This window comes from Polycyclovorans algicola TG408, assembly GCF_000711245.1.
Taxonomy (GTDB): Bacteria; Pseudomonadota; Gammaproteobacteria; order Nevskiales; family Nevskiaceae; genus Polycyclovorans; species Polycyclovorans algicola.
In genome coordinates this window covers 1,771,526-1,796,887 of record NZ_JOMH01000001.1, presented here as the reverse complement: position 1 = coordinate 1,796,887, position 25,362 = coordinate 1,771,526, and the positions used below count along the sequence as shown (strand labels likewise).

At 59.8% G+C, this 25,362-nt stretch carries 18 protein-coding genes; 4 read left to right on the top strand and 14 right to left on the bottom strand.

What is annotated here, in order from left to right; translation table 11 throughout:
* Positions 1–68: 68 nt before the first annotated feature.
* From U741_RS19205 to U741_RS19700, 11 genes are all read right to left on the bottom strand, one after another.
* Entirely contained in the window at positions 69–1,046 is a 978-nt protein-coding gene (locus U741_RS19205; protein WP_152551551.1) for a hypothetical protein, read from the bottom strand.
* A 603-nt stretch (positions 1,047–1,649) separates the two neighbouring features.
* Positions 1,650–2,843, bottom strand: coding sequence for a glycosyltransferase family 4 protein (locus tag U741_RS0108635; RefSeq protein WP_152551550.1), 1,194 nt, complete (start codon positions 2,841–2,843; stop codon positions 1,650–1,652).
* Between the two features lie 249 nt (positions 2,844–3,092).
* On the bottom strand, positions 3,093–3,737 hold the full coding sequence (locus tag U741_RS18915; RefSeq protein WP_084154756.1) for a class I SAM-dependent methyltransferase: 645 nt from the start codon (positions 3,735–3,737) through the stop codon (positions 3,093–3,095).
* On the bottom strand, positions 3,718–5,061 hold the full coding sequence (locus tag U741_RS0108630) for a lipopolysaccharide biosynthesis protein (RefSeq protein ID WP_043110239.1): 1,344 nt from the start codon (positions 5,059–5,061) through the stop codon (positions 3,718–3,720). Before U741_RS0108630 ends, U741_RS18915 begins: the two co-directional genes overlap by 20 nt.
* Positions 5,062–5,101: 40 nt before the next feature.
* Positions 5,102–6,082, bottom strand: a complete 981-nt coding sequence (locus tag U741_RS0108625; protein WP_052378644.1) for a UDP-glucose dehydrogenase family protein — start codon at positions 6,080–6,082, stop codon at positions 5,102–5,104.
* Positions 6,083–6,122: 40 nt separating this feature from the next.
* Positions 6,123–7,142 carry an NAD-dependent epimerase gene (locus U741_RS0108620; protein WP_029890074.1) on the bottom strand — a complete coding sequence of 340 codons (1,020 nt, stop codon included), beginning with the start codon at positions 7,140–7,142 and terminating at the stop codon, positions 6,123–6,125.
* Position 7,143: 1 nt separating this feature from the next.
* Positions 7,144–8,478, bottom strand: a complete 1,335-nt coding sequence (locus U741_RS0108615) for a UDP-glucose dehydrogenase family protein (protein WP_029890073.1) — start codon at positions 8,476–8,478, stop codon at positions 7,144–7,146.
* A 25-nt stretch (positions 8,479–8,503) separates the two neighbouring features.
* Complete coding sequence (locus tag U741_RS0108610; RefSeq protein WP_084154754.1) at positions 8,504–8,884, bottom strand: MarR family EPS-associated transcriptional regulator; 381 nt, start codon at positions 8,882–8,884, stop codon at positions 8,504–8,506.
* A gap of 95 nt (positions 8,885–8,979) precedes the next feature.
* On the bottom strand, positions 8,980–9,519 hold the full coding sequence (locus U741_RS0108605; protein WP_029890071.1) for a transcription termination/antitermination NusG family protein: 540 nt from the start codon (positions 9,517–9,519) through the stop codon (positions 8,980–8,982).
* Between the two features lie 220 nt (positions 9,520–9,739).
* A complete protein-coding gene (gene nadS / locus U741_RS0108600; protein ID WP_029890070.1) occupies positions 9,740–10,036 on the bottom strand; it encodes a NadS family protein in 297 nt (98 codons plus the stop codon).
* Positions 10,037–10,107: 71 nt separating this feature from the next.
* On the bottom strand, positions 10,108–10,299 hold the full coding sequence (locus U741_RS19700) for a type II toxin-antitoxin system RelE/ParE family toxin (protein ID WP_235200194.1): 192 nt from the start codon (positions 10,297–10,299) through the stop codon (positions 10,108–10,110).
* 508 nt (positions 10,300–10,807) lie between these two features.
* Between U741_RS19700 and U741_RS0108590 the strand changes: the two genes are divergently transcribed.
* The 4 genes from U741_RS0108590 (at position 10,808) to U741_RS0108570 (ending at position 15,672) form a co-directional block, all read left to right on the top strand.
* On the top strand, positions 10,808–11,530 hold the full coding sequence (locus U741_RS0108590; protein WP_029890069.1) for a PP2C family protein-serine/threonine phosphatase: 723 nt from the start codon (positions 10,808–10,810) through the stop codon (positions 11,528–11,530).
* Positions 11,527–13,806, top strand: coding sequence for a serine/threonine-protein kinase (locus U741_RS18350; protein WP_052378643.1), 2,280 nt, complete (start codon positions 11,527–11,529; stop codon positions 13,804–13,806). Before U741_RS0108590 ends, U741_RS18350 begins: the two co-directional genes overlap by 4 nt.
* Before the next feature lie 183 nt (positions 13,807–13,989).
* Positions 13,990–14,730 carry a hypothetical protein gene (locus tag U741_RS0108575; RefSeq protein ID WP_029890068.1) on the top strand — a complete coding sequence of 247 codons (741 nt, stop codon included), beginning with the start codon at positions 13,990–13,992 and terminating at the stop codon, positions 14,728–14,730.
* 24 nt (positions 14,731–14,754) lie between these two features.
* Positions 14,755–15,672, top strand: coding sequence for an adenylate/guanylate cyclase domain-containing protein (locus U741_RS0108570; protein WP_029890067.1), 918 nt, complete (start codon positions 14,755–14,757; stop codon positions 15,670–15,672).
* 1,810 nt (positions 15,673–17,482) lie between these two features.
* Here U741_RS0108570 and U741_RS0108565 read toward each other — a convergent pair.
* The 3 genes from U741_RS0108565 to U741_RS0108555 form a co-directional block, all read right to left on the bottom strand.
* A complete protein-coding gene (locus U741_RS0108565; RefSeq protein ID WP_029890066.1) occupies positions 17,483–21,208 on the bottom strand; it encodes an LVIVD repeat-containing protein in 3,726 nt (1,241 codons plus the stop codon).
* Between the two features lie 269 nt (positions 21,209–21,477).
* Entirely contained in the window at positions 21,478–23,475 is a 1,998-nt protein-coding gene (locus U741_RS0108560; RefSeq protein WP_052378642.1) for a hypothetical protein, read from the bottom strand.
* On the bottom strand, positions 23,462–25,357 hold the full coding sequence (locus tag U741_RS0108555) for a heme-binding protein (protein ID WP_200872699.1): 1,896 nt from the start codon (positions 25,355–25,357) through the stop codon (positions 23,462–23,464). Before U741_RS0108555 ends, U741_RS0108560 begins: the two co-directional genes overlap by 14 nt.
* Positions 25,358–25,362 lie beyond the last annotated feature (5 nt).

Here is a 25,362-nt window from a genome sequence, read left to right as displayed (position 1 = left end):
GGAGAGCAGAGAAATTAGGGCAGCTATTCGTTAAAAACACGACAATCCATTTTTACTGTAACTGCTCCTTAACACGGAATGTTAGAGCCACACTGGAGTACAGTCATAGCATACTTAGCCCATCCATATGAATAATAAGCGGTAGTTGACAGAACTCCAATATTAAAACCACCCTTATATGGCAACGCAAAGTGGAGAAATGCGAAGTATCCGAATATGTTTATCCTTGTTTCACCGACAAAAAGAACTGCAATAGATAGAATTAAAAACAAAAAAACAACATGGAGCCTTCTTCCATTAGCATACAAGAGTGATAATAAAAAAAAAATGGCAATTCTAAGATAATCAACAGCATCTGTGCCGCCGTGATATGCGCTTATTTTAGAATAAATATGCCTGTCAAAATATAGAAACAAGCAGCCAGAAATCAAAAAAATAGCAATAGCAGATATTGCTGCGCCAAACTTCAATCGCCCCTTGATCAGAAGACTTTTTAGTAATGGGCCGGACTTTGAAATTATTCCCATAACGACAGCAAGAAGCATTTGCAAATGAGTCAGCAAAGAAACTATAAAAAATCCACCAGCCCTTACTCTCGAAGTGCAATTAATCGCTATAGCAAAGAAAAGAAATGCGAATTTTAGCCGCTCAGCAGACAAGTACAATGCGATAAAATAAAAACTAAATAGCACTATCCAAATTACAATTAAGAGGGACCCTCCCCACCCCCTCAACACTTTTATTGCATAATAGGCCAAAATGGCGTTAGATATCGCCATAAAAAGATCTTTGTCAAAGAATCGACTTGCAACCCAAGTGATGACGTAGTGACCCAACTCAAGTGTGAGTATTCTCGCCGCGTAAACTCTGATGCCATCAGAAATGGAAAGTTTACTGAGCTCCGAATAAGCTAAGCGATAGATCTCCTGATCACCACCAACATAATGCGCAGATAAGAAATAGCTGTAAAGAAAAACCACTAGTGAAGCGAGAATTATCGAAGTTAATATCGCTGCTGACATAGCTCTTTTATCTTTAGCAGTCATCTAAGGACTCATACAAAACAGCATTGCTAAATGTACCGCGAAGTAAGTCAAGCCTGCGATTGAACATTCTAGTGGGCACTCACACTCTCGTGAAAATTCGGCTCAGGTTGAAACTGGGCCTACATGCCCGCCCGCAGCACTAGCCACCGTGTAGCGAGCAATTAGTTGATGCGCCCTGGTATCACGGTTGGAACAGACCTGTGCTGGCCAAGCAGGTGCCGGAAACGCACGGCGTGGCTCTGGACGGGCATCCAATCTACACCAGCTCAATTCCGATAAATTCGCTATACAGGGGAACATCATTCAGGACCTCCTTTTCCACCAAGTCAGGGCTCACGGCTCCCGTAACGCACCACCTCATCCGACTCTTCTGGAAAGAACCGATCGCGGGTCCGCTTGACAACACCACAAACCAAAACGCAAGGCTCAACTGCCTCATCGAGATCCGGCTCTCAATAGATCATCCGAGCAATACTGATTTACCCATGGTGTGTGATTATCAGGCAGACCCTAGTTAAGAACCTTCCGGTTTCCGGGAAACTGACAACGCCAGAATCTCGACTATCGAAATATCCTATCCACTGAATAGGTTGGTTACGTGTTCTAGTGATCATCACCAAATCGATCTGTACTCATGTCCAAGTACCGTACCAATTGAAGCCAAGTGTACTTTTCTTTGAAGTTTTGACAAATTAGGCTATTAATGTTTCCTTTGTTAACATGCATTATTGCAAGCGGCAAGTTAGAATGCTGGTCGACAAAGTGAACTAAGCCATCGAAACCCACGAATATCTCTCGAGTGGCGGTGTTAACGCCACCCATTCTTTGCGGGTCAAAAGCGACGATTGGCAACTCGGAAAACGCCGCCTCAAGCAGCACTTGCCCGAAAGGTTCGTAAGACGACGTAAAGAGAAAAACATCAGCGATCTTGTAATATTGTTCTGGCTCTGTTGTTTGCCTGACAAAGTGCACTCGGTCAACTGAGTTGACCGCTGCTGCCACCACCCTTAAATGGCTCTCATACGGCCCGGAGCCAACAATCCATAACTTATAATTCTCCGGGAGTCTGGAAATCGCTCTAATTGCGTGATCAAAACCCTTCTCAGGACTTAAACGGCCAACGCATAAAACGATCTTTTCAGATGGAGAGATATTGTAAAATCTTCTTAAAGTCTCCCTTTTTTCGGAAGAGTAATTGAAGCGAACGACATCACACCCTGGAAATGTTTTTATAATGTTTGCCGATGCGCAGATCTGACGAACTTGAATGGCCATTGTTTCGCTAAATACAAAAACTCTTTCCGCAACACTAAAACTCAACTTCTGGATAAGTTCGTTGATTTTCTTTTTCAAAATTACGTAGAAACTTTTCAATCCATTAAAAGTGACTATCTGTTGGTTCTTCACTATGCCAGGCACGACATAGTTAATTTCCCTGAATCCAGCCATATAGCCTAGCAGAGTGGTAACGTGGCTCCTAGAAATGACAAGATCGAACCTCTCAGCTCTGCGCAACTTTCTAAGAAGCATGTAGCAGTAAAGGTAGTAGGTTCCCATAGGCCCCTTCCTGAAACGTCTCACACGGGCCCCAAATTGCATCTGATTATCCGGATATCTCACTCCTGTCGCATCAACAACGTCGGCAGCCACCGCCACAACTGCGTCTCCGCGAGCTGAATACAGCTCACAGATCGACCTAATAGAATTTTCAACTCCGCCTATTCTAGGAAAAAAAGCAAGATTTAATATTAATATATTCATGTAAGTGACGCTGAAATATTTTTTTAATTTACGCACTACCGCCCATGCTGTACATTTTTTGTTCAATAGACATTAAACTTATGCTGTTGACAAAAAATAACCCAACCTGATGCTGATGATTTTAAATTCTAATGCTTTGCCGTGAACCTAATGCCAAAAAATCTAGGCTGTCGGGACTTTGTCCGTCTGTAGTAATATAATCTATTCGCAAGTTGGCGACACATCATACGGTCAAGCTTCAGACAGCATCGACCGACTGGGCAATCCCCCATTACTCATACTTATTCATGAGATCACGGACTTTTGGGAGGTACTAAATACAAAGAAACGATGATAGGGATTTTCATCTACTCGAAAGGTTTTAATCAATTTTACGGACGCTGCACTTAATAAATCTTCCGCCACTTTTGATGCAGGATAGCCTGCCTTATTAATTTCCCAGTAGTGCTCTCCGTCAAAATTATGAACCATTGGACGAAGACGGGGCCTGGGAATGGATAACCACTTTAATCCGATTCGGGGTATATGGACCGCCAGTGGCCAGCGGCTTGCGGCATCGGGCAAAGATATTACAAGTCCTTTGCTGGAAACTCTTGACATTTCGGCAAAGATGGCCAGGCTCTTTTCGTAAGGAACATGCTCCAGCATCTGAAAAGCACAAACGACATCAAAAGCATTATCTTCAAAAGGCATTTCATCGGCTGGGACAACATGATCTGGCTTCAAATCAGGATCAATGTCCAGCGTTTCAACCCGGGGCCCAAATCGGCTTGCCAAAGCCTTGAATACACCTGGTCCCGGACCGATTTCAAGCACCGTGGAAGGCTCGAATGCCAAGACCTCAGCCACCTGATGCCACATACTTGCCCACCGCGGCTTTCGGATATATCTCTCGAAATCGTAATGACTTTTATCTACTTGCTTTTGCATCAGAGCTCCAGTTTCTTGCATTCAAATAAATCCACAACATCATAAAAGCGTAAGTAGCTACACCACTTATGGAGAACAGCGCAACCGCCCATATATCGCTGCTAAACCAATAAAAACCAGCTACAAGTGCTAAAGATTTCCCCGCGGTACTGAACAACTCATAAATAAGCAATCCGCGCTGAATGCCGAGTACGGGTACGCTCGCCACACAAGGCTTATTGATGAAGTTAAACAGAAAGAACAAGGCCAACCAGCGCGCATACTCGCCGGCATTACTCCATTGCGCTCCAAAAATTATCTTGAATAGATCAGGCCCAAAAATGACCACAGCACCGAATGGAATGATGCCGATTCCCAGCAGCACGCCCGTGGAGCGCAAAATATGCTGAGAAAGGTTCTCGCCATTTCGGGCCGCATTCGTGATCCGCGGGTAGAACACGTCGCTCACAGCCTTGCCGAGCAAGCTGCTTGGCGCACCCATCACCAACATGCCGAGCGTGTAGAACCCCGCCTGTGCTGGCCCAAATAGAGTAGCCAACATTAGTACTGGCAGGCTTTGAGAAGCTGCATTTATTAAGTTTTGTGGCGCACGATATACTGGAAAATCACGATAGCGATAGGCTAACTGTCGGAAAGTGGACCTTTTTTCGGGAGCCCCATTTTCGCTGTTCACTTTAATAGGCCTGCTCAGTCTGCGCGCACCAAGAAATAGTAACGTTGCATGCAGAGCGGGTCCTAGCGTTGCAAGCATGATCAGCACCGCTCCTCCCGAATGCACCCAGCCGATACCGACCTTGGCAGTATTCAATATTAATGAATGACCAACGGCAGCGCGGGCTACCACCCCAAATTGCGTTTTACGGGTAAGCCACTGTTGGGCGATTTGCATCCAAGCGGAGAAGATCATCGCCAAGGGTATTAAATAAAGCAGCCCAGCCACAGATTGAGCCCCAATGCTTTTGGCGAGTTGATCACTAGTTAGAGCTATTAATCCTGCCGCCAATAATGCGACTATGAATGACAACAAGATGGAAAGCCGCGCCAGATCTAGTGCGTCACTATCTTCTTTAGGCAAGACGATGGCAATCGGGAAAGCTAAGGCCGCCGCAGGAGCGGCGACGCCAACAATCGCCGTGAATGTCCCCAAAAGGCCAAATGCTTCCGGGCCATAAATACGCGTGATAAACGGCGCGAAAGCCATCGTAATGGCCTGTGCACCCGCTGTGCCGGAGGCGACTACCGCTACATTGCGAGCAAATTTGCTGGTCCAGACGCGCCGCATCGCGCGGCGTGGAAAGGCAATCGCGGAGCTCATGCCGAGCATGTTTGAGTCGGAACACGCCCGCTGGCGGCTACTCGAATACTCACTGGTTTTTCCACTTCCTGCCGATCGAGCGGTAATTCAAACCCACGTTCATCAACCACTCCGGCTCATACAAATTCCGCCCATCCACCACCAGCTTGTCGCTGAGCTTCTTGGCCAGCGCCGAGAAATCCGTGCTGCGGAACTCGATCCAGTCGGTCAGGATGGCCAGCGCGTTGGCGCCTTCCAACGCTTCCTTGGCGGTGCTGACGTAGGTGAGGCCTTCGGGCTTGCCAAAGGAGTGCTCGCAATCAGCAATGGCCACCGGGTCATAGGCACGGATGCGGCCGCTGTGGCTGAGTACCTGGCTCATAAAGGCGCGGCTGGGCGCTTCTCGCATGTCATTGGTATTGGGTTTAAAAGCCAAGCCCCAGACGGCGATGGTTTTGCCGCGCAGGTGTTGCGGGCCGCCGTAAAAGTCCGCCAGCTTGGCAAAGAGCACGCTCTTTTGCGCCTGGTTGACGGACTCCACGGCGCCGAGGATCTGCATGTCCTTGCCGTAATGATGCGCAGTGCGGACCAGGGCCTGCACGTCTTTGGGGAAGCAACTGCCGCCATAGCCACAGCCGGCGTAGAGGAAGTGGGTGCCGATGCGGCTGCCGGAGCCGATTCCGTGGGGCACGTGCTCGATATCCGCCCCCACCACTTCGGCCAGGTTGGCCAGCTCGTTCATAAAGCTGATGCGGGTGGCGAGCATAGCGTTGGCGGCGTACTTGGTGAGTTCGGCGCTACGCACGTCCATCACAATGATTTTTTCGTGATTGCGGTTGATGGGCGCGTAGGCCATGCGCAGTTGCTCGGTGGCCCAGTCTTCGTTGCTGCCGATGACGATGCGGTCGCCTTTCATGAAGTCGCCGATGGCCGCGCCTTCTTGGAAGAACTCGGGGTTGGAAACCACCGCGTACTTCACCTCGACACCCCGCGCGGCCAGGTGGGTCGGCGACCGGTCGATAGGCGGTTCAGATGGCTGGGGGCTGTTCATTCGTGGGTGTGCGGCTTTCGACAACAACACTGTGGAAACGTCAGCCATAAAATCCGCGATACCAAGCCACGAAACGCTTCACGCCTTCAGCGATGTTCGTGGCTGGGCGGTAACCGACCGCTTCGTGTAGCGCCGAGACGTCAGCATAGGTGTCGGGCACGTCGCCGGGCTGCAAGGGTAGTAATTCCTTGATGGACTTGTTGCCCACCGCCAACTCGATGGAATCGATATAGGCCGACAGGTTTACTGGGCTGTGATTGCCGATGTTGAAGATGCGCCAAGGCCCATTACTGGTGGCGGGGTCCGGTTTCTTGCCGTCCCACGAGGGATTCGGCTGGGCTATCTGGTCACTGGCGCGGATCAGGCCATCAACAATATCATCCACGTAGGTGAAGTCCCGCGTGTGGTTACCGTGGTTGAAAACTTGGATGGGCTTGCCTGCGAGGATGTTCCTTGTGAATTGGAACAAGGCCATGTCGGGCCGCCCCCAGGGGCCATAGACCGTGAAGAAGCGCAGGCCGGTGGTCGGCAGTTTGAACAGGTGGCTGTAGCTGTGGGCCATCAACTCGTTGGCACGCTTGGTCGCGGCGTAAAACTGCAGCGGGTGGTTGACGTCGTCATGTTCCGAAAATGGCATTTTGGTGTTGGCGCCATACACGCTGCTGGTGCTGGCGTAGGTCAGGTGCGGCACTTCGGCATGGCGGCAGGCTTCAATGATGTTGGTGAAGCCGATGAGGTTGCTCTCGACGTACGCGTGCGGGTTTTCGAGCGAGTAGCGCACACCGGCTTGGGCCGCTAGGTGGATGACTCGGTCGAATTGATGGTCTGCAAAACACCGCTCGACGGCTTGCCGGTCAGCCAGGTTGGCGCGAATGAAGTGGTACTCACTGCCCGTCTCGGTGGCAGTGCGCTCAATTTCACGCAGGCGCGCTTCCTTTAATGACGGGTCGTAGTAGTCGTTGACCACGTCGAAGCCGACGACAGAGTCACCCCGCTCCAATAGTTTCTGTGCGGTGTGGAAGCCGATGAAGCCAGCGTTGCCGGTAACCAATACCTTCACGTCAGCCTGCCCGTCCAATGGGGTGATACGTGAGGCCTTGGTCGCGAACCGCTCGGGGTTCGTAAAGGTTGCGACCGTCAAACACGGTTTTGGCCTTCAACGCGCTCCGCATGAGGCGGAAGTCTGGGCTGCGAAACTCTTTCCACTCGGTGACGATGAGCAGGGCGTCGGCGTCGGTCAGTGCCGCTTTGGCAGTTTTGGCGTAGTTCAGGCCTGTAAGGACACCCAACGCGCGGCGGGCTTCGTCCATGGCGACGGGGTCGTAGGCGGTGATGGTGGCGCCGGCGGTCAGCAGGGCGTTGACGATGACGCGGCTGGGCGCTTCGCGCATGTCGTCGGTGTTGGGTTTGAAGGCCAGGCCCCACAGCGCGAAGTGCTTGCCCGTAAGGTCGGTGCCGAACACCTGTTGCACCTTGTTGACCAACACGTGCTTTTGCAGGTCGTTGGCGTGTTCGACGGCTTTGAGCACGTGCAGGTCCATGCCAGCATCGACCTGACCGGTGTGGATAAGCGCTTTGACGTCTTTGGGGAAGCACGAGCCACCGTAGCCACAGCCGGCATACAAGAAGTCGTAGCCGATGCGCGGGTCAGAGCCGATGCCGTGGCGTACGTGCTCAATGTCGGCACCCAGCTTTTCGGCCAGCAGGGCCAGTTCGTTCATGAAGCTTATGCGCGTGGCCAGCATGGCGTTGGCGGCGTACTTGGTGAGTTCGGCGCTGCGCACATCCATCACCACCAGCTTGTCGTGGTTGCGCTGGAAGGGGGCGTAGAGCGTGCGCAGGGCGTCAAGCGCGGTGTCGTCGCCCTTGTTAATGCCGATGATGATGCGGTCGGGCTTCATGAAGTCGTCGACCGCCGCGCCTTCTTTCAGAAACTCGGGGTTCGAGACGACGCTGAAGGGGATGTTGACCGCCCGTGACGCCAACACCTCGGTCACGGCGCGGTGCACCTTGTCGCCGGTGCCGACGGGCACGGTCGATTTGTCGACGATGATTTTGTGTTCGGTCATGCGGCTGGCGATGTTGCGTGCTGCCGCCAGGACGTATTTCAGGTCGGCCGAGCCGTCTTCGTCGGGCGGCGTGCCCACGGCGATGAATTGCAACTGGCCAAACGCCACAGCCTCGTCAATGTCGGTGGTGAAGCGCAGGCGCCCTGCGGCGACGTTGCGTGCCACCACCTGGTCAAGGCCGGGTTCGTGGATGGGGATGCCGCCGCTGTTCAGCGTGTCGATTTTGGCGGGGTCAAGGTCAAGGCACAGCACGTCGTTGCCGGAGTCGGCCAGGCAGGCGCCCGAGACAAGGCCAACGTAGCCGGTGCCCACTACGGTGATGTTCATGCGGCGGTGGTTTCCATTGCCAGATTCAAGTGAGGTCGCCCCGGGATGCACGCGGCTCAATGTGGGGGTCAAGGTCGCGTTGCAGTTGGGCAATTTCGTCGCGAAGGGCTTCGTATTCGGCCATTCGGCGTTTCATGTAGCGAAGGGTCATGTGGGCCTTGTGCTCGAGGCCGCTTGGAGTGAGCTGATAGAGATAGCTCAGCCGGTTTTGGCTGTTGCGAAAGTTCTGCACTTTGATCAGGCCCTTTTCAGCAAGGCCTTTCAGCAGAAAATTGGTCTTGCCCACGCTGATACCGAGGCGTTCAGCCAGTTCGCGCTGGCTGAGTTGCGGTGCGTTGGCCAGCAGGCGCATGACCTTAAGGTGAGCGTCTTCCTGCAGGCGGTCTGGATCGGTTTGCTGGGTCACTACGACCTTTTGCTGAGGGGTTGGTGGGGGTGGGCAGGCACGCTCCCGCCCTCCGAATGAGAATCGGTTTCAACAAGTCACTGCCACCCGCCGCTTCAGGCGACGCTGAGGTAGCAGTTGTCGATTTGTGCTTCTACGTCGCGCCCCAGCCAACTGAGCAGCACGCGACTGCGCGCCTCGCCGTGCGCTTCAAGAAAGACCGCCGGCACGTCGTGATAGGCGCCGCCGTTCAGCCTGATGGCGGCGCCGGGTTCGATGGCGGGTTGCGGTTTGCGCTGTGGCGCGTCGCGGGTTGCGCGGTCGAGGCTTTCGATGAGCGATTCGGCGACGATGATGGGCGCGTGCTCACGGCGCACAAACCCGCTCACGCCCGCCAGGTATTTGAGGTGGTTGAACGGGGTGCAGGCAAAGTCGACGCACACGAATACGTAGCGTGGAAACAGCCATTCGGTTTTGGTGTGGCGGCGGCCCCGGGTGAAGCGTTCGCAGACCCACTCGGGTGCCCGGTAGGGCAATTGCAAACGCTGCAGGTGCGACACCACGCGCCCTTCTTGCCGGGGGCGCGTCATCAACAATCGCCAGCGCGGGCCTAGTGCGGCGTCTTCAGCATTCAGGTGGGCGGATGCGGCGGTCACAGAATGGGCGGCAGAATGTCGATGCGTTCACGGTTTGAACGGGCATGCGACTCTAACCGATTGCAGATGACATTTGCAGGGCAATATGGCGACGCATTTGGCACTGGCGGCGGGGTGAATGCTGGGTTTTCGCTTTGCTGCAATCCAGCCTCGGGGGCTTGCGAAACCCAGCGGGGCCTCTGCCTCGTGTCCGCCAGCCGCTTTACAGCAGGCGTCCGGCTCAGGCCGGTGTCTGCAGGGCCCGCAGGACGTTTGTCGGATCGGCCTGGATGGCACGAAGCAGCGCCTTCGCCGGGCCTGTGGGGTTGCGACGACCTTGCTCCCAGTTTCGAAGGGTTCCCACGTCCACCTGGAGCACAGCAGCGAACTTCGCCTGACTCAGCTTGGTGATCGCACGCACTTCCTTGACCTTCGCGGCGTCAACGAAGAATTCACGCGATGGCTGACGCTCGCCACGCGCGATTTCATTGGCTTGCTGCACGCTTTCGAGCAGTTGGTTGAACAGTGCCTTCTTCACGACCAGTTCTCCACAATCAAACGAAGTTGCCTCGATTGGACCGGCGACAAGTCGTCGGCCTCAGATTTCGGCTAGGCCAGCAGCATGAGGATTTGGGCCTCGGCCACTCGCCAGAAGTAAATCACTCGGACGCCCCCGCGCTTGCCCTTCCCCGGCAGCTTCCAGCGAACCTTCCGCAGCCCTCCAGTGCCCTTTATGAGGTCGCCGGCATCAGGCTGCTCGATCAGAAAGTTCTGAAGCTGCCGATAAAGGTCGTCATCCATCAGCTCCTTGATGAGCTGGGTGAAGACTGGCGTTTCCCGAAAGACCATTGCTCATGGTAAGTCGGTGACTTATGTAGGTCAATGACGTACTTTTGCCTTGTTGGTGCCTGCTGGGTTTCCGCTTCGCTACAACCCAGCCTACGGCGCAGCCCTGACATGGGAGGCGGTGCTGGTCGAGGTTTGTAGGCTGGATAGCGCTGTTGGGTTGTAGGCTGGTAGAGCCTGCGAAACCCAGCGGTGCCCGTTTTGAAGGTGATCGCTGGGTTTTCGCTCCGCTACAACCCAGCCTACGGAGCCGCACTAACATGGGCGGCGGTGCTGGTCGCGGTTGTAGGCTGGGTCGAGCTGTTGGGTTGTAGGCTGGGTAGAGCCTGCGAAACCCAGCGGCACGGGGGTTTGGGGGTGATCGCTGGGTTTTCGCTTCGCTGCAACCCAGCCTACGAGCTACGAACTGCAAACTAGCCTATGGGGCTGGCGCAAGCCTGTGGTGCGCTGCGATGATAGCGGGATGACTGCCCTCATCCGTGGTTCAGGTGGCACCCACGTTGGAAAGCGTCGTGCCGACAATGAAGATGCCTGGATCTGGCTAGAGGATTCCGGTGTCGCCGTCGTCGCCGACGGCATGGGCGGTCATGACAGCGGCGAAGTCGCCAGCAACGCCATCATTGATGCGGTCCGCAACAGCGCGTCATCCGGGCTGGCGGTGGAGCTGGGGCTGGAAACCGCGCACCAGCATCTGCGCACCACTTATGGTGACAAGTCCACTCGCCCGCCAGCAGCAACCGTCATCGCCTTGAGCTTTTTGCCAAACAACGAAATCCGTTATTCGTGGGCGGGCGATTGCCGTTTGTACCGCTGCCGCGACGCGCGTGTGGAGGTTTTGAGTCGCGATCATTCGATGGTGGACGAACTGTTCCGCGCCGGGGCCATCACCGAAGCCGAAGCACGCGACCACCCGCAACGCAGCGTGGTTTCGCGCGCGCTGGGCCTGACCGAGCATCCGCAGGCCAAGCTCGAAACCGAGACGGTGGCTTGTCAGGTCGGTGATCGATACCTGTTGTGCTCGGACGGCCTGCACGGCTTTCTGGCGCCGGCGCAGCTCGACGACCTGCTGCGCAACGCGATCGACCCGCAGTCGGCAGTCGACGCGCTGATCGCGGCCACGCTGGCGCAGACCGAGGCGGGCGACAACCTGACCGCCGTCTGCTGCTTCGTGGACGAGCCAGGATGAGTTCACGCCTGCCTGACGGGCACGAGCTGGGGCATTACCGGATTCTCGGTCGCCTCGGCTCGGGCGGGATGGCCGACGTTTACCGGGCCGAAGACCTCAAGCTGGGCCGGGAAGTCGCGCTCAAGGTGCTGCCGCCCGAGTTTGGCCGCAACGAAAATGCGGTAAGCCGCTTCCAGTCTGAAGTGCGTTCGTCGGCATCGCTGAACCATCGCAACATCGTCACGGTGTTCGAGGTTGGCGAACACGACGGGCTGCACTACTACGCGATGCGGCTGCTGAGCGGCGGCGATCTGCGCCATCGCATCAACGCCGGCATGCGCCCTGACGAAGCCCTGTGGGTGCTGCGCGAAATCGCCGACGCCTTCGTGCAAGCGCATGGCCGAGGGTTCGTTCACCGTGACGTGACGCCCGGCAACATCATGTTTGACGAGCAGGGCCACCCGGTTCTGACCGACTTCGGCATTGCCAAGGCCCTGCAGTCCAGCAGTCGCTTGACCGCCACGGGCGCATCAATGGGCACGCCCCGTTACATGAGCCCCGAGCAGGCCCGCGGTCGGCCCGTTGACGCGCGTGCCGACCTCTACAGCCTGGGCGTCGTGCTCTACGAAATGCTGACGGGGCAGCCGCCCTTCGATGCCGAAGAAGCGCTGGCACTTATTTTCAAGCACGTCACCGAACCCGTGCCGCGGCTGCCCGAGTCACTGGCGCCGTACCAGGACCTCGTGGACGGGTTGCTGGCCAAAGACCCTGACGAGCGTATTGCGTCTGCAGAAGCGTTGATCGACGCGATCGAGCCCCTGATGCAGATCGCACAGGGCGGCAGCCCGGCGCCGGGCACCGGTGGCGCCGATCAAGATGTCCGCACCCAGCAAAACCCGACGTTGCGGCAGTCCGGCCCGCGGACATCGATGCCGCGCCCGCCGGCAACCCGCGCCACCGACCCGGGGCAAGCGGCGGCGGCGCGCGCGGCGGCGGAGCAGGCCGCCCGAGATGAAGCGGCGCGTGCTGAGCAAGCGGCCCTTGAGAAGGCCCAGCAAGAAGCCCAGGCGCAGCGCGAAGCCACCGAGCGCGCCGAGCGCGAGCGCCTTGCGGCCGAAAATTCGCGCAAGGCAGCCGAGGAGAAGCGCCAGCGGGACGCTGCACAGTTGGCAGCGCAACAGGCGCAGGACAAGGCAGCGCAAGAACAACGCGCGGCCGAAGAAGCGGCACGCGAGGAAGCGAATGCCAAGCAAGCGGCAGAGAACGCTCGCCAGGCCGAGGAGAAACGCCAACAGAAAGCCGCAGCCGATGCAGCGGCGGCAGCCGCGGCCAAAAAGGCCGCTGAAGAGCAGGCTGCCCGGCGGGCCAAGGAGGCTGAAGAGAAGCGTCAACGCGACGCCGCGCTGGCCGCCGAAAAGCAGGCCAAGGCGCAGGCCGAGCGCGAACGCGCTGCGGCTGAAAAGGCGCAACGTGATGCGGCAGCGGCGGCCGCAGCCGAGGCGCAAGCCGAACAGAAGCGTCAGCAAAAGGCCGCCGCCGAGGCCGCGGCAGAAGAAAAGCGCCAACGTGATCAGGCTGAGCGCGAACGCAAGGCCGCCGCCGCCACAGCGGCGGCGCAGGCCAAGGCAGCGGCTCAGGCACAGCAACGTGCGGCGGCCGAGCAGGCGAAGCGCGACAAGGCGGCGGCCGCTGCCGCCAAAAAGGCAGAGAAAGCCCGTCTGCGCGCGCAGGCCAGCAGCGACCCCAACAAACGACGCGGCGGCGTGCTGTGGATCGGTGCAGGCGCGCTGATCACGCTGCTGTTGTTGCTGGCTTTCTGGTTGAAACCGTGGGAACCCAGCGCCGATCAGACGCCCGATGGCCCGCCATCCGACCCGGCGCCGGTCACCAGCCCGACCGCGTCACCAACGGCGACGGCGGCCCCCTCAGCCTCGCCGCAGCCGCCCGCATCCGATGATGGGGCGACAGTCACCCCGTCAGCGTCGCCAAGTTCAACGCCGACACCGACCGCGACAACCGTGGTGACGCCGCGCCCCACGCCGCGTCCGACCGTGGCGGCGACTGCTCCACCCGCGACCCGCGCACCGACGCCGATCCCGACCCGTGCAGCCACACCCGCACCCACCGCACGCCGCACACCGCCACCCGCCACGCCGCGACCGACACCCATACCGACCCCGGTTCCGACGGTGGCCACACCGCCGCCCACCGAGGCGCCCACCCGCGTGCCGCCGCGCCCGACTGAGCCGCCTGCCCCGTCGCCAACGCGACGTGTCCTGATTCCCGGCGGGTTCTGACACGACGTTCCGTCATCGGCCGCACACGCGCGGCTGGCATGGGTGGACGCGTTTCAGGCGCGTCAGCGTGACGGTCATCAGCCACCGATCCCGCCGCCGCTGCCGTGGCTGGCTCACCCAAGTTCATTTATGCTTCAGGCGTGGCGAGCGCTGCAAAAATCATCATTTTTTGGGAGTCGGGAAATGAAACATGCAATCGGCATTTCAGGGGCATTGGTCGGGCTGGCGGCATCGTTCGCCGCGCAAGCCCAAACGGCCCTCGACATCCACGGTCGTCTTGGCGCGTCGGGTGGGCTTTATTCCAACGAGTTCACCGTCTCGGGGGTTGATCAGAACGGCGCACCGGTTGACGCTTCGGCCGAGCGTGACGAACTGGTTTACGGGCTTCTCGGCGGCATCATCGCGGTCATTGACGGTTACTACGCCAACACCGAGTTGGAAGTGCAGCAAATTGACGATGACGAGGGTGCAGACTTCAAGTCAACCGACATCACCCTGACGTTCGGCAAGCAATTCGCAAACGGCTGGGGACCGTTTCTGGGCTACCGTCATGTTCGTCAGGGGGACGGCGTGTTTGACGACGATGTCCAGCGTGAAAATGGTTACTTCGCGGGCCTCAACTACTCAGGGTTGCCGATCGGCCAAAGCATCATCGCCAGCTTCGGGGCGGCCTACGTGATCAGCAATGTCGATGTAGACGGCCTGAAATTCGACGACGCTGATGGCGTCAGCCTGCGCGCCACCGCGAACATCGCCGACACGCCGCACTCGTTCAGCCTGAGATACCGCCAGTTCTCGGGTGACGTCGGCATCAACGACCCCAGCGTCGGGTCGCTGGACGTTGAGATCGAAGAAAGTTATTTCACGCTGAGCTATCAGTACACGCTGCCGATCACCTCGCTGCCGATCTCCAGCGGATTCTGACCGGCCGCTTGCCGGAGAGACCTCATGGCCAATGATGCGCTGACGATGGACTCACCCTCCTCTCAGCCGTCATTGGCCTTGTTGTTTGCCGACATCGTGGGCAGCTCGGCGCTCTATCGCCGACTGGGCAACGAGGCTGCCGAGAGCAGCGTTGGCCATGCGCTGTCGAGCGCATCGTCAATTGTCGCCACGCATCGCGGTCGGACGATCAAGACAATTGGCGACTGCGTGCTGGCGGTGCTGCCCAACGCGGACGCGGCAGTGGAATGCGCAACGGCACTTCAACTCGCCTTCCAGGGTCATCAGGACGAACGCGGCGCCGAGATCCGTTGGCGAATCGGCTTTGCCTGCGGTCCTGTCGTCGAGCGCGATGGCGACTTTTTTGGTGACGCGGTCAATCTTGCCGCCAGAATTGCCGACATGGCCAAGTCGGATCAGATCCTCACGCACGACTCCAGCCTCGATCTCTTGTCGCTGCGGCATCACCCGAGCATTCAGCGCTACGACGAAGTCGACATCAAGGGCATCGGGGCGATGCAAGGCGTCCTTCAGGTGTCTTGGGAGCGCCGCTCGCAAACCGAGGTTTTCATCATCCCCGCCGAGCTTCGAGATGCGGCGTACGCCATCACGCTGCAGCAAGGGTCCCGGGAAGACTCGTTTAATCGCGATGGCCTGCCACTGCACTTTGGGCGGGCGGACGCCTGCGACTGGCCCATCCCGTCCGCCTTCGCGTCACGCGAGCACCTGACGCTCGAATACCGGCGCGGCAAGTTCACCCTGGTCGATCACAGCACCAATGGCACCTTCGTCATGCCGGCCGACCGGGGCGGCGAAGCGGTGTACGTCCGCAACGAGGCGTTCCCACTGCACGGCGAAGGCTATTTTTGCCTGGGCGCACGCCCCGACGCGGATGTACCCCAGGTGCATTACCGAATTCGCTAGGGAAGCTCTGCAAATTCATGCTCGCGCTGTTTCCCCTCACCCGCTTGCGAGAGAGGGTGGCCGAAGCGCGCCGCAGCGCGGTGGACTTCGCCGACACCTCCGGCCCCCTTCGGGCGCCGCCCTCTCCCCCTAGCCCCTCTCCCGCGGGCGGGAGAGGGGAGTAAAGGCCCTAGGGAGCCTTCTTGGTTCATGTGCTTACATTTCGCAACACAACAACCGTCATTCCGGCGACGGCGCACCGCTGTCCAGAATAATGATGCTGGTGATGCTGCCGACCTTGTCGTTACAGAGGCCGCGGTACGAGCGGCCATTGAAGACCCGATTTCACACTCGCGTTGTTCCCCTCGCCCGCTTGCGGGAGAGGGTGGCCGAAGGCCGGGAGAGGGCGCGCCGCAGGCGCGGTGGACTTCGCCGACACCTCCCGGCCCCCTTCGGGCGCCGCCCTCTCCCCCCAGCCCCTCTCCCGCAGGCGGGAGAGGGGCGTAAAGGCCCTAGCGAGCCTTCTTGGTTCATGTGCATACATTTCGCAACACAACAACCGTCATTCCGGCGACGGCGCACTACTGTCCGGAATAATGATGCTGGTGATGCTGCCGACCTTGTCGTTCCAGAGGCTGCGGTACCAGCGGCCATTGAAGACCTGATTTCACACTCGCGCTGTTTCCCCTCGCCCGCTTGCGGGAGAGGGTGGCCGAAGGCCGGGAGAGGGCGCGCCGCAGGCGCGGTGGACTTCGCCGACACCTCCCGGCCCCCTTCGGGCGCCGCCCTCTCCCCCCAGCCCCTCTCCCGCAGGCGGGAGAGGGGAGTTAAAGGCCCAGGGAGCCTCTCCGGTTCATATGGATACATTTCGCAACATAACAACCGTCATTCCGGCGAAGACGCACTGCTGTCCGGAATAATGATGCTGGTGATGCTGCTGACCTTGTCGTTACAAAGGCTGCGGTACCAGCGGCCATTGAAGACCTGATTTCACGCTCGCGCTGTTTCCCCTCGCCCGCTTGCGGGAGAGGGTGGCCGAAGGCCGGGAGAGGGCGCGCCGCAGGCGCGGCGGACTTCGCCGACACCTCCCGGCCCCCTTCGGGCGCCGCCCTCTCCCCCCAGCCCCTCTCCCGCAGGCGGGAGAGGGGCGTAAAGGCCCTAGCGAGCCTTCTTGGTTCATGTGCTTACATTTCGCAACACAACAACCGTCATTCCGGCGAAGTCGCACTGCTGTCCGGAATAATGATGCTGGTGATGCTGCTGACCTTGTCGTTACAAAGGCTGCGGTACCAGCGGCCATTGAAGACCCGATTTCATACTCGCGCTGTTTCCCTCTCCCGCTTGCGGGAGAGGGTGGCCGAAGGCCGGGAGAGGGCGCGCCGCAGGCGCGGCGGACTTCGCCGACACCTCCCGGCCCCCTTCGGGCGCCGCCCTCTCCCCCTAGCCCCTCTCCCGCAGGCGGGAGAGGGGAGTAAAGGCCCTAGCGAGCCTTCTTGGTTCATCTGCATACATTTCGCAACACAACAACCGTCATTCCGGCGACGGCGCACCGCTGTCCGGAATAATGATGCTGCCGACCTTGTCGTTCCAGAGGCTGCGGTACCAGCGGCCATTGAAGACTCGATTTCACACTCGCGTTGTTCCCCTCGCCCGCTTGCGGGAGGGGGAGGAAGGGGGCTAGGCCTTCTGCTTTTACGCTGTTGAGGGCACGGCCACTTGTGATCTGAAAATGCGGTGCAAATCGTCAGGAAGGTCAAGGGTGGTGCGCATGCGGCGTACCGTGATGCGACCGCATCACGGTGTTAACTGCCCGCAGACAGACAACCGCTGACTAACGACGATCTCGGACAAACCATGGCTTGCCCTCGTCATCGACGTAGAGCTTGCGCTGCTCGTCGAGGGTGAATGGCCGTGAGCCGATGCGGCCGAAGACGGCAATCTGCCCGCCGCTTTCATCGACTGCGCGGTCGCGATGTAGACCCTCGGAGACCGCGCGGGCGGGCTTGTCGGTGGCGTGGCTGGCGATCAGTTGGGGCTTGGGCTCTGGCGAGAATCCGTAGAAGTTGGGTTGGGTCTCGGGGCTCATCAGCTGAATCACCCGCAGGCCGTTGACGCCGTCGGCCACGTAAGCGAAGAGCGAGGCATTGGTGGCGGCCACTTTCACGTCGCTGGCGTCGTTGATGGCGCCATCGGCGGTGAAGCGTTGATACAGCCTGGGGGCTTCGGGATTTTCGACGTCGATGATCACCAGGCCTTCCTTGCCCGCAGCGACGTAGGCGTAGGTGCGCACCACGTAGACCCGGCGGGCATCGTCGAGCTTGACCTGGGCACCGTCGACGATGCGCGGCGTTTCGGGGTTGGTGATGTCAACCACTTCCAGACCGTGCGCGGAGGTCACGAACAGGTAGCGGAACTGCACGGCCGTCGAGCGTGCGTCAGCGACGTTAATCGTGGTGATGACCTGCGGCTTCATCGGGTCGTCGAGGTCGGCCACGACGATTCCGCGCGGGGTGGTGATGTACACCCAGCGACCGGCCACCGTCAGGTGGCGCGCCCCGGTCAACAGACCATCAGGGTTCCAGGTCAGCGCGCGCTGCAGGGTGTTGTTGCGCAGCTCGCCATCGGACAGCGTGTTGACGTCCACCAGGATCAAGCCCTCTTCACTGTCGGTGATCAGGGCGTAGTTGTAGACCGGATGGAAGGGCTGCTCCTGATTCACCGTCTGGTGATACTCGGTATTGCGATCGGGGTGAATCGGCTGGTTGGTCGGCAGCGCCACGCAGGTGGCGTTCTTGCTGGTGACGCGGGTTCTGTGGCCGAGCGGCGAGAACGGCGCGCTGATGAGCTTCTGGCTGAAGCCCTTGTTGGCGATGCTGGCGACGTCATAGGCCTCGAAGCCCCGCCCGCCCTGCGCGACGTAGAGGTATTCGCCGCGCAGTTGCAAACAGCCGACATCGCCGCCGGTGCTGTGCCGCTCCGACTTGGTCAGGGTCCGCCCCCGGGCAACATGCTCAGCGTGCCAATCGGGGTAAGCGTAACGGTGCAGGTAACTGCCGATGACTGCTTGCGGCTCGTCCCATTCGGTCACATTCACGCCGGCGATCTGGCCTTCCAGCCCTAACCACGCGTTGTAGCCGATGAAGTTCATGAAGTTGGTGCCATGCAGCAACAACTGGGCAAGGATGGCGTTGTTGTCATTTTTTCGAGACAGATGGCAGTCGTCACACTGCTTGGTCTCGGTCTTGCGCTCGGTGTGCGGGTAGTGCGGTGCAAAGGCCTGCGAGCTGTAACCGCTGGCCGCGATGGGCGGCTGCTGGATGTAGATCTTCTCGCGGTTGGCATTGGTCGACGACAGCACCAGCGCACTGGATGAACGCACCGGGGCAATCCGGCCACCCTTGGCAGGGCCGTGCATGCCCAACTGGAAGACATCATCGCGCGCCACCTGCGGGTTGTAGGTGGCAAGGTTGCGGGTGGTGCCGCCCTCGTAGTTGAGGCGATCACTGAGGCGGTTGGCCTCGATGGGCAGGTGACAACCGCCACAGCTTGTCGTCCAGGAGGTGTGACAGGTGACACACAGCATCTTGTCATCCTGGTGGGCGCGGTCGGCAACGGCCACATCCGGACCAAAATTCTGGGTTTCGGTATTGCTGGAAACGGTCTTGGCTTGCGCCGACTTCTCGTTGTAATGGCTGGAGCCGGGATTGACCGAGTCCTTCACCAGGCTCATCGACCATTCCAGACCCGGCGTCACGCTGGAGCGTTGAATCAACTCGCCACCGCGCCACTCGAAGCGCCGGTCGCCAAAGGGCGTCCGCATGGTTGACAGGTCGGTGCCGCCTTCAGGCGCCGCCGGACCACTGGTCAGCAGGGGTGGGTATTCATCGGCGGTGCCGTGGCAGTCCACGCATTCGATCTCGATGGCCTGTGCCACCTCGCCATACATGTGGCCGTCGCCGTGCATGTCCTGCGAGAAGTGACAGTCGGTGCAGTGCATGCCCACATCGACGTGGGTGCTCGACATGTGCACGGCCTTCTCAAACTTCTCGGGATCGTCGTTGGCGACGATGTTGCCTTTGGCGTCGAGGAGGTTGCCCTTGCGGTCGCGTTTGTGAATGGCGCGGAAGTTCCAGCCGTGACCGTGATAGTCGGCAAACTGCGTGTCATTCAGCGTCGGGTTGAGTTCGCTGACCTGCTTGAGAAACTCGGGATCGCTCCACTTGCCGCGAACGGCGGCTTCTTCCGGGTTGCGCTCATTGATACGCGCAAAGTCCTCATCGGTGGGGTACTGCTGTTCTTCCGGCCACATCGCGGGCGCGTCGGACTCGTAGTCCCACATCGTGTAGCCGAGCATCGAGTTGAGGAAGATGTTCGGCTGGTGCATGTGGCAGGTCATGCACTGGCTGGTGGGGATGGCCGAGGTGAAGACATGCTCGATGGGATGACCCGAGCGATCGTTCGGGATGGTCGGATCCGCCGTGGCCGACTGGCCGGTGTGGCCGTGCTGGGCATACGGCCCTGAATGGCGCGGATCACGGTCGTTGGCGTAAATGACATGGCAGGCCGAGCACCCTGAAGAGCGATAGTCCCCCGGCTGCTCGTTGGTGCCGAGAAACCACATCAACGGATTGTTCAACCGCGTCTTGTGCATGTTGAGCACCGGCACCGCGATGCGGTTGCCAGTGCCGGGGCCACGATTGGACTGCTTCAGATCGGGTCGGCCGGGCTCTTCCAGACGTTGAATGGTGCCGGGCTGCAGGGTCGCGACGTTGGGCAGGCCGGTGTCGGGAAACAGGTTCACGATGTTTCGCCCGCCCCGCTCGAACACGCGAAACACATCAGCCGGCTCGATGGTTTCCCAGGCGGGCAGTGGATACAGCGTGTCGATGACGCCCTTGGCGATCATGTTCTCGTCGGGCGTCACCGGACCCTTGAGCGTCGCCGCCTCGCCATGGTGGGTGTAAGCCTCGCCGAGGATGGCGCGCTTGAAAGGCAGAATGCCGTTGTTGTAGGCCGCGCCCTGCCAAAACATCGCGGTGTTGGCCATCAGGCTGCGTTCGGCGGTTTCGATCACCGGGAGGTGACAGGCGCCGCAGGCCTCGCGCGCAACCCGGTAATCACCGGGGTTCACAAACCGAATGAACTCCGGGCTTTCATGATTCACCAGCGTGTACGTGTGCTCGGGAGAATTCGAGTCCGGCCAATTCCACGACTCGGGCAAGGTCGGCATCACGTGGGCCTTCGACAACAGGTCCAGATACGGCACGCTGTCGGGCGCAAAATTGCCCACCTTGAATACATTGGCATCCCCGCCGTGACAGTCGGTGCACCCCAGCACAACCGCCTCCAACCGGTGCATGGTTTTTGACTCGGACGCGCTGTGGCAGCTCACGCAGCCTTCGCTTTTGGCATCCGCTTCAGCCTGCATCTGCGATGCCGGCGCGGGCGGCGCCGGTTGGTAATCGATCTTCAGCGGCTTTTCGCCGCTTGCCGCATGGACGCTGGCCCCGGCGAGTACCAGGGCGGTGGCGATGATTCCTTTCAAAATCGAATTCATAGCTAGGGCCTGTTAACAATTGGCGCATCGCTGCGGCCGAGTCGGTTATGGCCTTGGGCGAGGCGGGAGAAGCGCGGTTTGGTCATTCCACACAAGCGACGACCAACGAAGTCCAGGGCCATAACCGGCCGGCCCCTTTGGGTTGCTGTCTGTTTTTCCGCCATGCGGCGTTGTTCCTTCGTCATTTGGAATAACCAGATTTCCTCAGTCGCGCCTTGCCTGGCGAAAAACAGACGGCAACGCAGCGATACGGCAATTGTTAACAGGCCCTAGTAGGCCAGCACCAAGTTCAAGAGGCCGGAATAAAGCGTTTCGTCGCCATAAAGCTGCTCGAAACCCTTGCCCGGCAAAAGGGCGGCAAAGGACCCCCTGAGGATCACGTTTTGCGAGGCGAATGGACGCCAGATTGTGGCCACCGACAGGTCGGTGCCGATCGCCTTGTCGATGCCACCCTGATTACGTGCAACCTCGACAACCGCCGTGTCGGCAAACCAGAGCTGGTTGGCATTGAGTGACAGGCGGAAGGACGGGGTCAGATCAAGGTCGGTCCCCACACCCAGCAAGACGGTGCCCGGGTTGGTGAAGTTGGACTGACCCTCTTCTTTGCTGGAGCGCAGCGAGTTCAACACGCCGTTACGGCCCGAGATGCCCACCCTGCCGCCGCCAATCAGCGGCACGCTTTGGCGTATCCAGTAACTGGTGTCAAAGCCGGCGAACACCGGGTTTTCAAAGATGGCGTCAAAGCCCGTTTCCTTGTCGTCGAACGGGTCCTCGTCGCCGCCGGCATAAAGCGCCGAGATGCGGACGCGCCGCCAGTCAAAGTCGACCGACGCCTCTGCAGCGGCAAAGACGGCTTCGATGTCGGTGGGGCGCGCCACGAACACGCCCTGCTCGGCATCACCCAGGGCGTAATAAAAACTCGTCGTCAGGTTGAGGCGCCCAAAGTGACCGTCGCCGTTCAAGCCAAAATAAGTGACGTCGTAATTGCGGGGCGCTTCGAGACCCAGCGACGCAGGACGCTCGATGAACTGATTCTCGTTGAAATGGCTGCCCTCATCGCCCTCGCGGTTGCGGTTGTGAACGATGGACACCTGGCTGATGAAGCCCTTGGAGGGGAAGTCCTGCCAGTAAAGGTTGGCCGCGAACACATCGTCTTCGCGCAATGACTTGCCAAGGTCATTCAGGCCACTGTTGGTGTCTTTCTCGAGCCGCCGGAACGCCGCAAGGTTGTACTGAAAGATGTTGTTGCTGCGGGTCCCGAACAGTCGCGCCCCCAATTGCAGGTCTTGAAACAGAAAGCCGCGAAAGTCGGTGGTGAACGGCTGAATACCGATCCGGAACGAGTCGAAGTCGTAGCGTTTCGAGACGTTGCGAATGTGATAGTCGAAGAACAGTTCCTGCACCGCCAGGTGATTGTCGGAACGATCCACGCCAGCACGCGGGTCCACCCGCAATGCGCGCGCCTGATCGGTCTCGACATGGTTGTACTGGTGCGCCAGCGTCAAGCGGTACTCGTAATCCGGTGGCTTGAAGGTGGTGTTGCCCTTGTAATAGACCAGCGCAAGGATCGAGGTCTGGGCAAAAACCGTTTGGTCGGTGCCCCCCAGCACATCGAGCTGCCCGGGCTGGGCGTCTCCCTGGGCGCCCGTGGGCGTCGGCACGCTGCGGGGTTCAAACACCGAATCCGAGGTCAGGCCGAGGTTGAAGAACCAGTCGCCGTGCACCGGCCGGTCGGCCTTCAGCGTGTTCTGGTTGTAAGGGTCGAGGCGCGAGAAATCGGTCAGCCCAAGCTGCCGCGTCAGTTGCCAACGGTCTTCGACAAGCTGCTTGTCGTAGACCGCGTCGGCGTCCGGCTTGGCGACCGCCAACAGCCCGCTGCGGCGATTGGTGTTGAACGGCGTGCGCGGCCCCCTCGGTGCGCCGGGCGACGCGCGCTCGCCGGTTTCAGTCGGCACGTTGGCCTCCAGTTGACCGGGTCGCCGACGCCGTTGATCGCCCGCCACACCGACGGGCGCTGACGGCACCACCGGCTCATCAACCCTGACGTCTTCACTTTGGCCCGGGCGACGGCGGGTTGGCGCAGGCGCCTGGACCGGTGCCGCCGGCCGGGTGTCCCGGGTGGTGGCCGGCGCATCGGGCAGATCAACCTCCACCTCGCGGTCCACGGTCTGGCCGGCCCTGCGACGCTCCTGCGCATTGACCGGGAGCGCCGCCAGCGCGGCAACCAGGGCAAGAATCACACCGACACGGCCATTACTTGCCCGCACAGACGTTCTCCTCGTCGCTGTCAATGAACGGCGCCTGCGGACACTGCACATACCGCGGGTTCTGACCGTCAATCACCAACTGATCGGCACGAAGCGCCACCGGTGCATTGCCGATGGCCCCGCCCAGCGCCTCGCCCGCGCGGTGCAGGCCGAGGAAGGCGATCATGTCGTCCTGCTCGATGCCATCGCCGGAGATGCCGATGGCGCCAACCAGCTGGTTCCCGCGATAGATGGGAACGCCGCCCGAGAAAATCTGGACGCCGTTGGGAAGGGCGGCGATTGGCGAGTCCACCTGAAGCCCTTCAGAGAACCGGCTGATGCCGGTGCAATTCTGTGGCACGTCATTGGGGATCGCGCCCAGCAAAAAAGCCACGTGGGCGACCAGGGCGTTGTAAACCAGATCAACCTGCAACCCGGTGGAGAACACACTCCATTCTCCCATCGGCTTCGACAGCGGTCCCGGCGGCGCGCCGACAATGCCATCCGGCAGAAAGGGGCGGGCCAGATTGCCGATCGTGCGCGCGCCGAAGGCGATCTGACCGTCTGCCAGTGCCGTGGGCCGCTCCAGTAGGGCGCGGGTGGCTGCCACGTAATCCCCAAGGGCAACCGGGGGGCGCTCATTGAAACCATTGACCAGGTAGCCAACGTCCGGGAGGGCCGTCAGTGCCGAGGCCGCATCGGATCCACTGAAGAAATTGACCGTGCGCGCCTTCTGCAAGGCGACATCAATGCCGAAGATCGGCGCATCGCGGCTGCGCACGGCACCCAGCACGTCGCCGTTGCGATCGGTCACGAAAATCGACACCCGCGCCGGGGTCGACAGTGGCCGACGAATCTGCGCCCGGGCACTGTTGGCGACATCCAGCGCATTGAGCATGACCGCCCGCACTTCGGCCGCGCTGAGTGCACCGGCGCCGGTCCCGGCGCGCGGGGCAAAGCGGGGTTGATTGGCGGCATCAACCAGCATGAACGCATCGCGGGCGGCAAACTCCGCATCGCTGGCCGGCCGAATGCCCGATGCCGGTTGGCCGAACGCTGTCCCGGACCTGACCCGCACCGTGTCGTCGGTGTAGCCGCGCACCAAGACGAAACTGCCGAGGCTCAGCGCATCGGCCACGTTCACCGTCGCCGGCATGCTCAACAGGTCGGCATCGCTGACGTCACTGAAGCGCAGGGTTTTGCCTTCAACCGTGATGCGGTCAGCGCGGCGATCCAGGGGCGCGGCGAAGCCAAACGTTGCGGCAAGCGCGACCAACTCATCGACATCGCGATCCGTATCGAAAACGCTGGTGTCGAGGCCGTAAGCGCCATCGACTTCGACCCCGACCCCGCCAATCACGGTGCCATTGCGGTACAGGGGAAAGCCCCCCGGATCGGCCGACATGCCCAGCGGCGAGCGGTGCGGTCCGGGCGACGCGGCCACGCCCTGATGACGGGCCGAAAGATCCGAGCAAGGCAACTGCGAAATCTGCACCCCGAACAAGGGGCCGCCCGGCTGATCGAACTCGCCAGGGTTGAAGTGCTCCTGAATGATCTGGCTGGCCACCCGGGTGCTGAAAGCATTGCCTTCAGACGACACATAGGCCGCCGTGTTGGCCTTGGTGATTGCGCTGGCCACGGCGGGGATCACGTTGACCCCCTCAAGGCCCGCAGTGATGTCGCGCCCCGGCGTGGCAATACGGATCGTGGCGGGCGACCCGGTCATCGAGAAAACGCCGAGCACATTCCCGACCCGGTCACTGACGGCGATGTGGCCGGAAACGCCAAGGGCGCGGGCTTCGCCAACCGCCTGCGCGACGATCTGCTCAACGTCGGCCACCGACAGATTTTCGGGCGAATCCGCACAGCGGCCTTCGCAGCCCTGCGTGGGGTCAGACCCCACCCCTG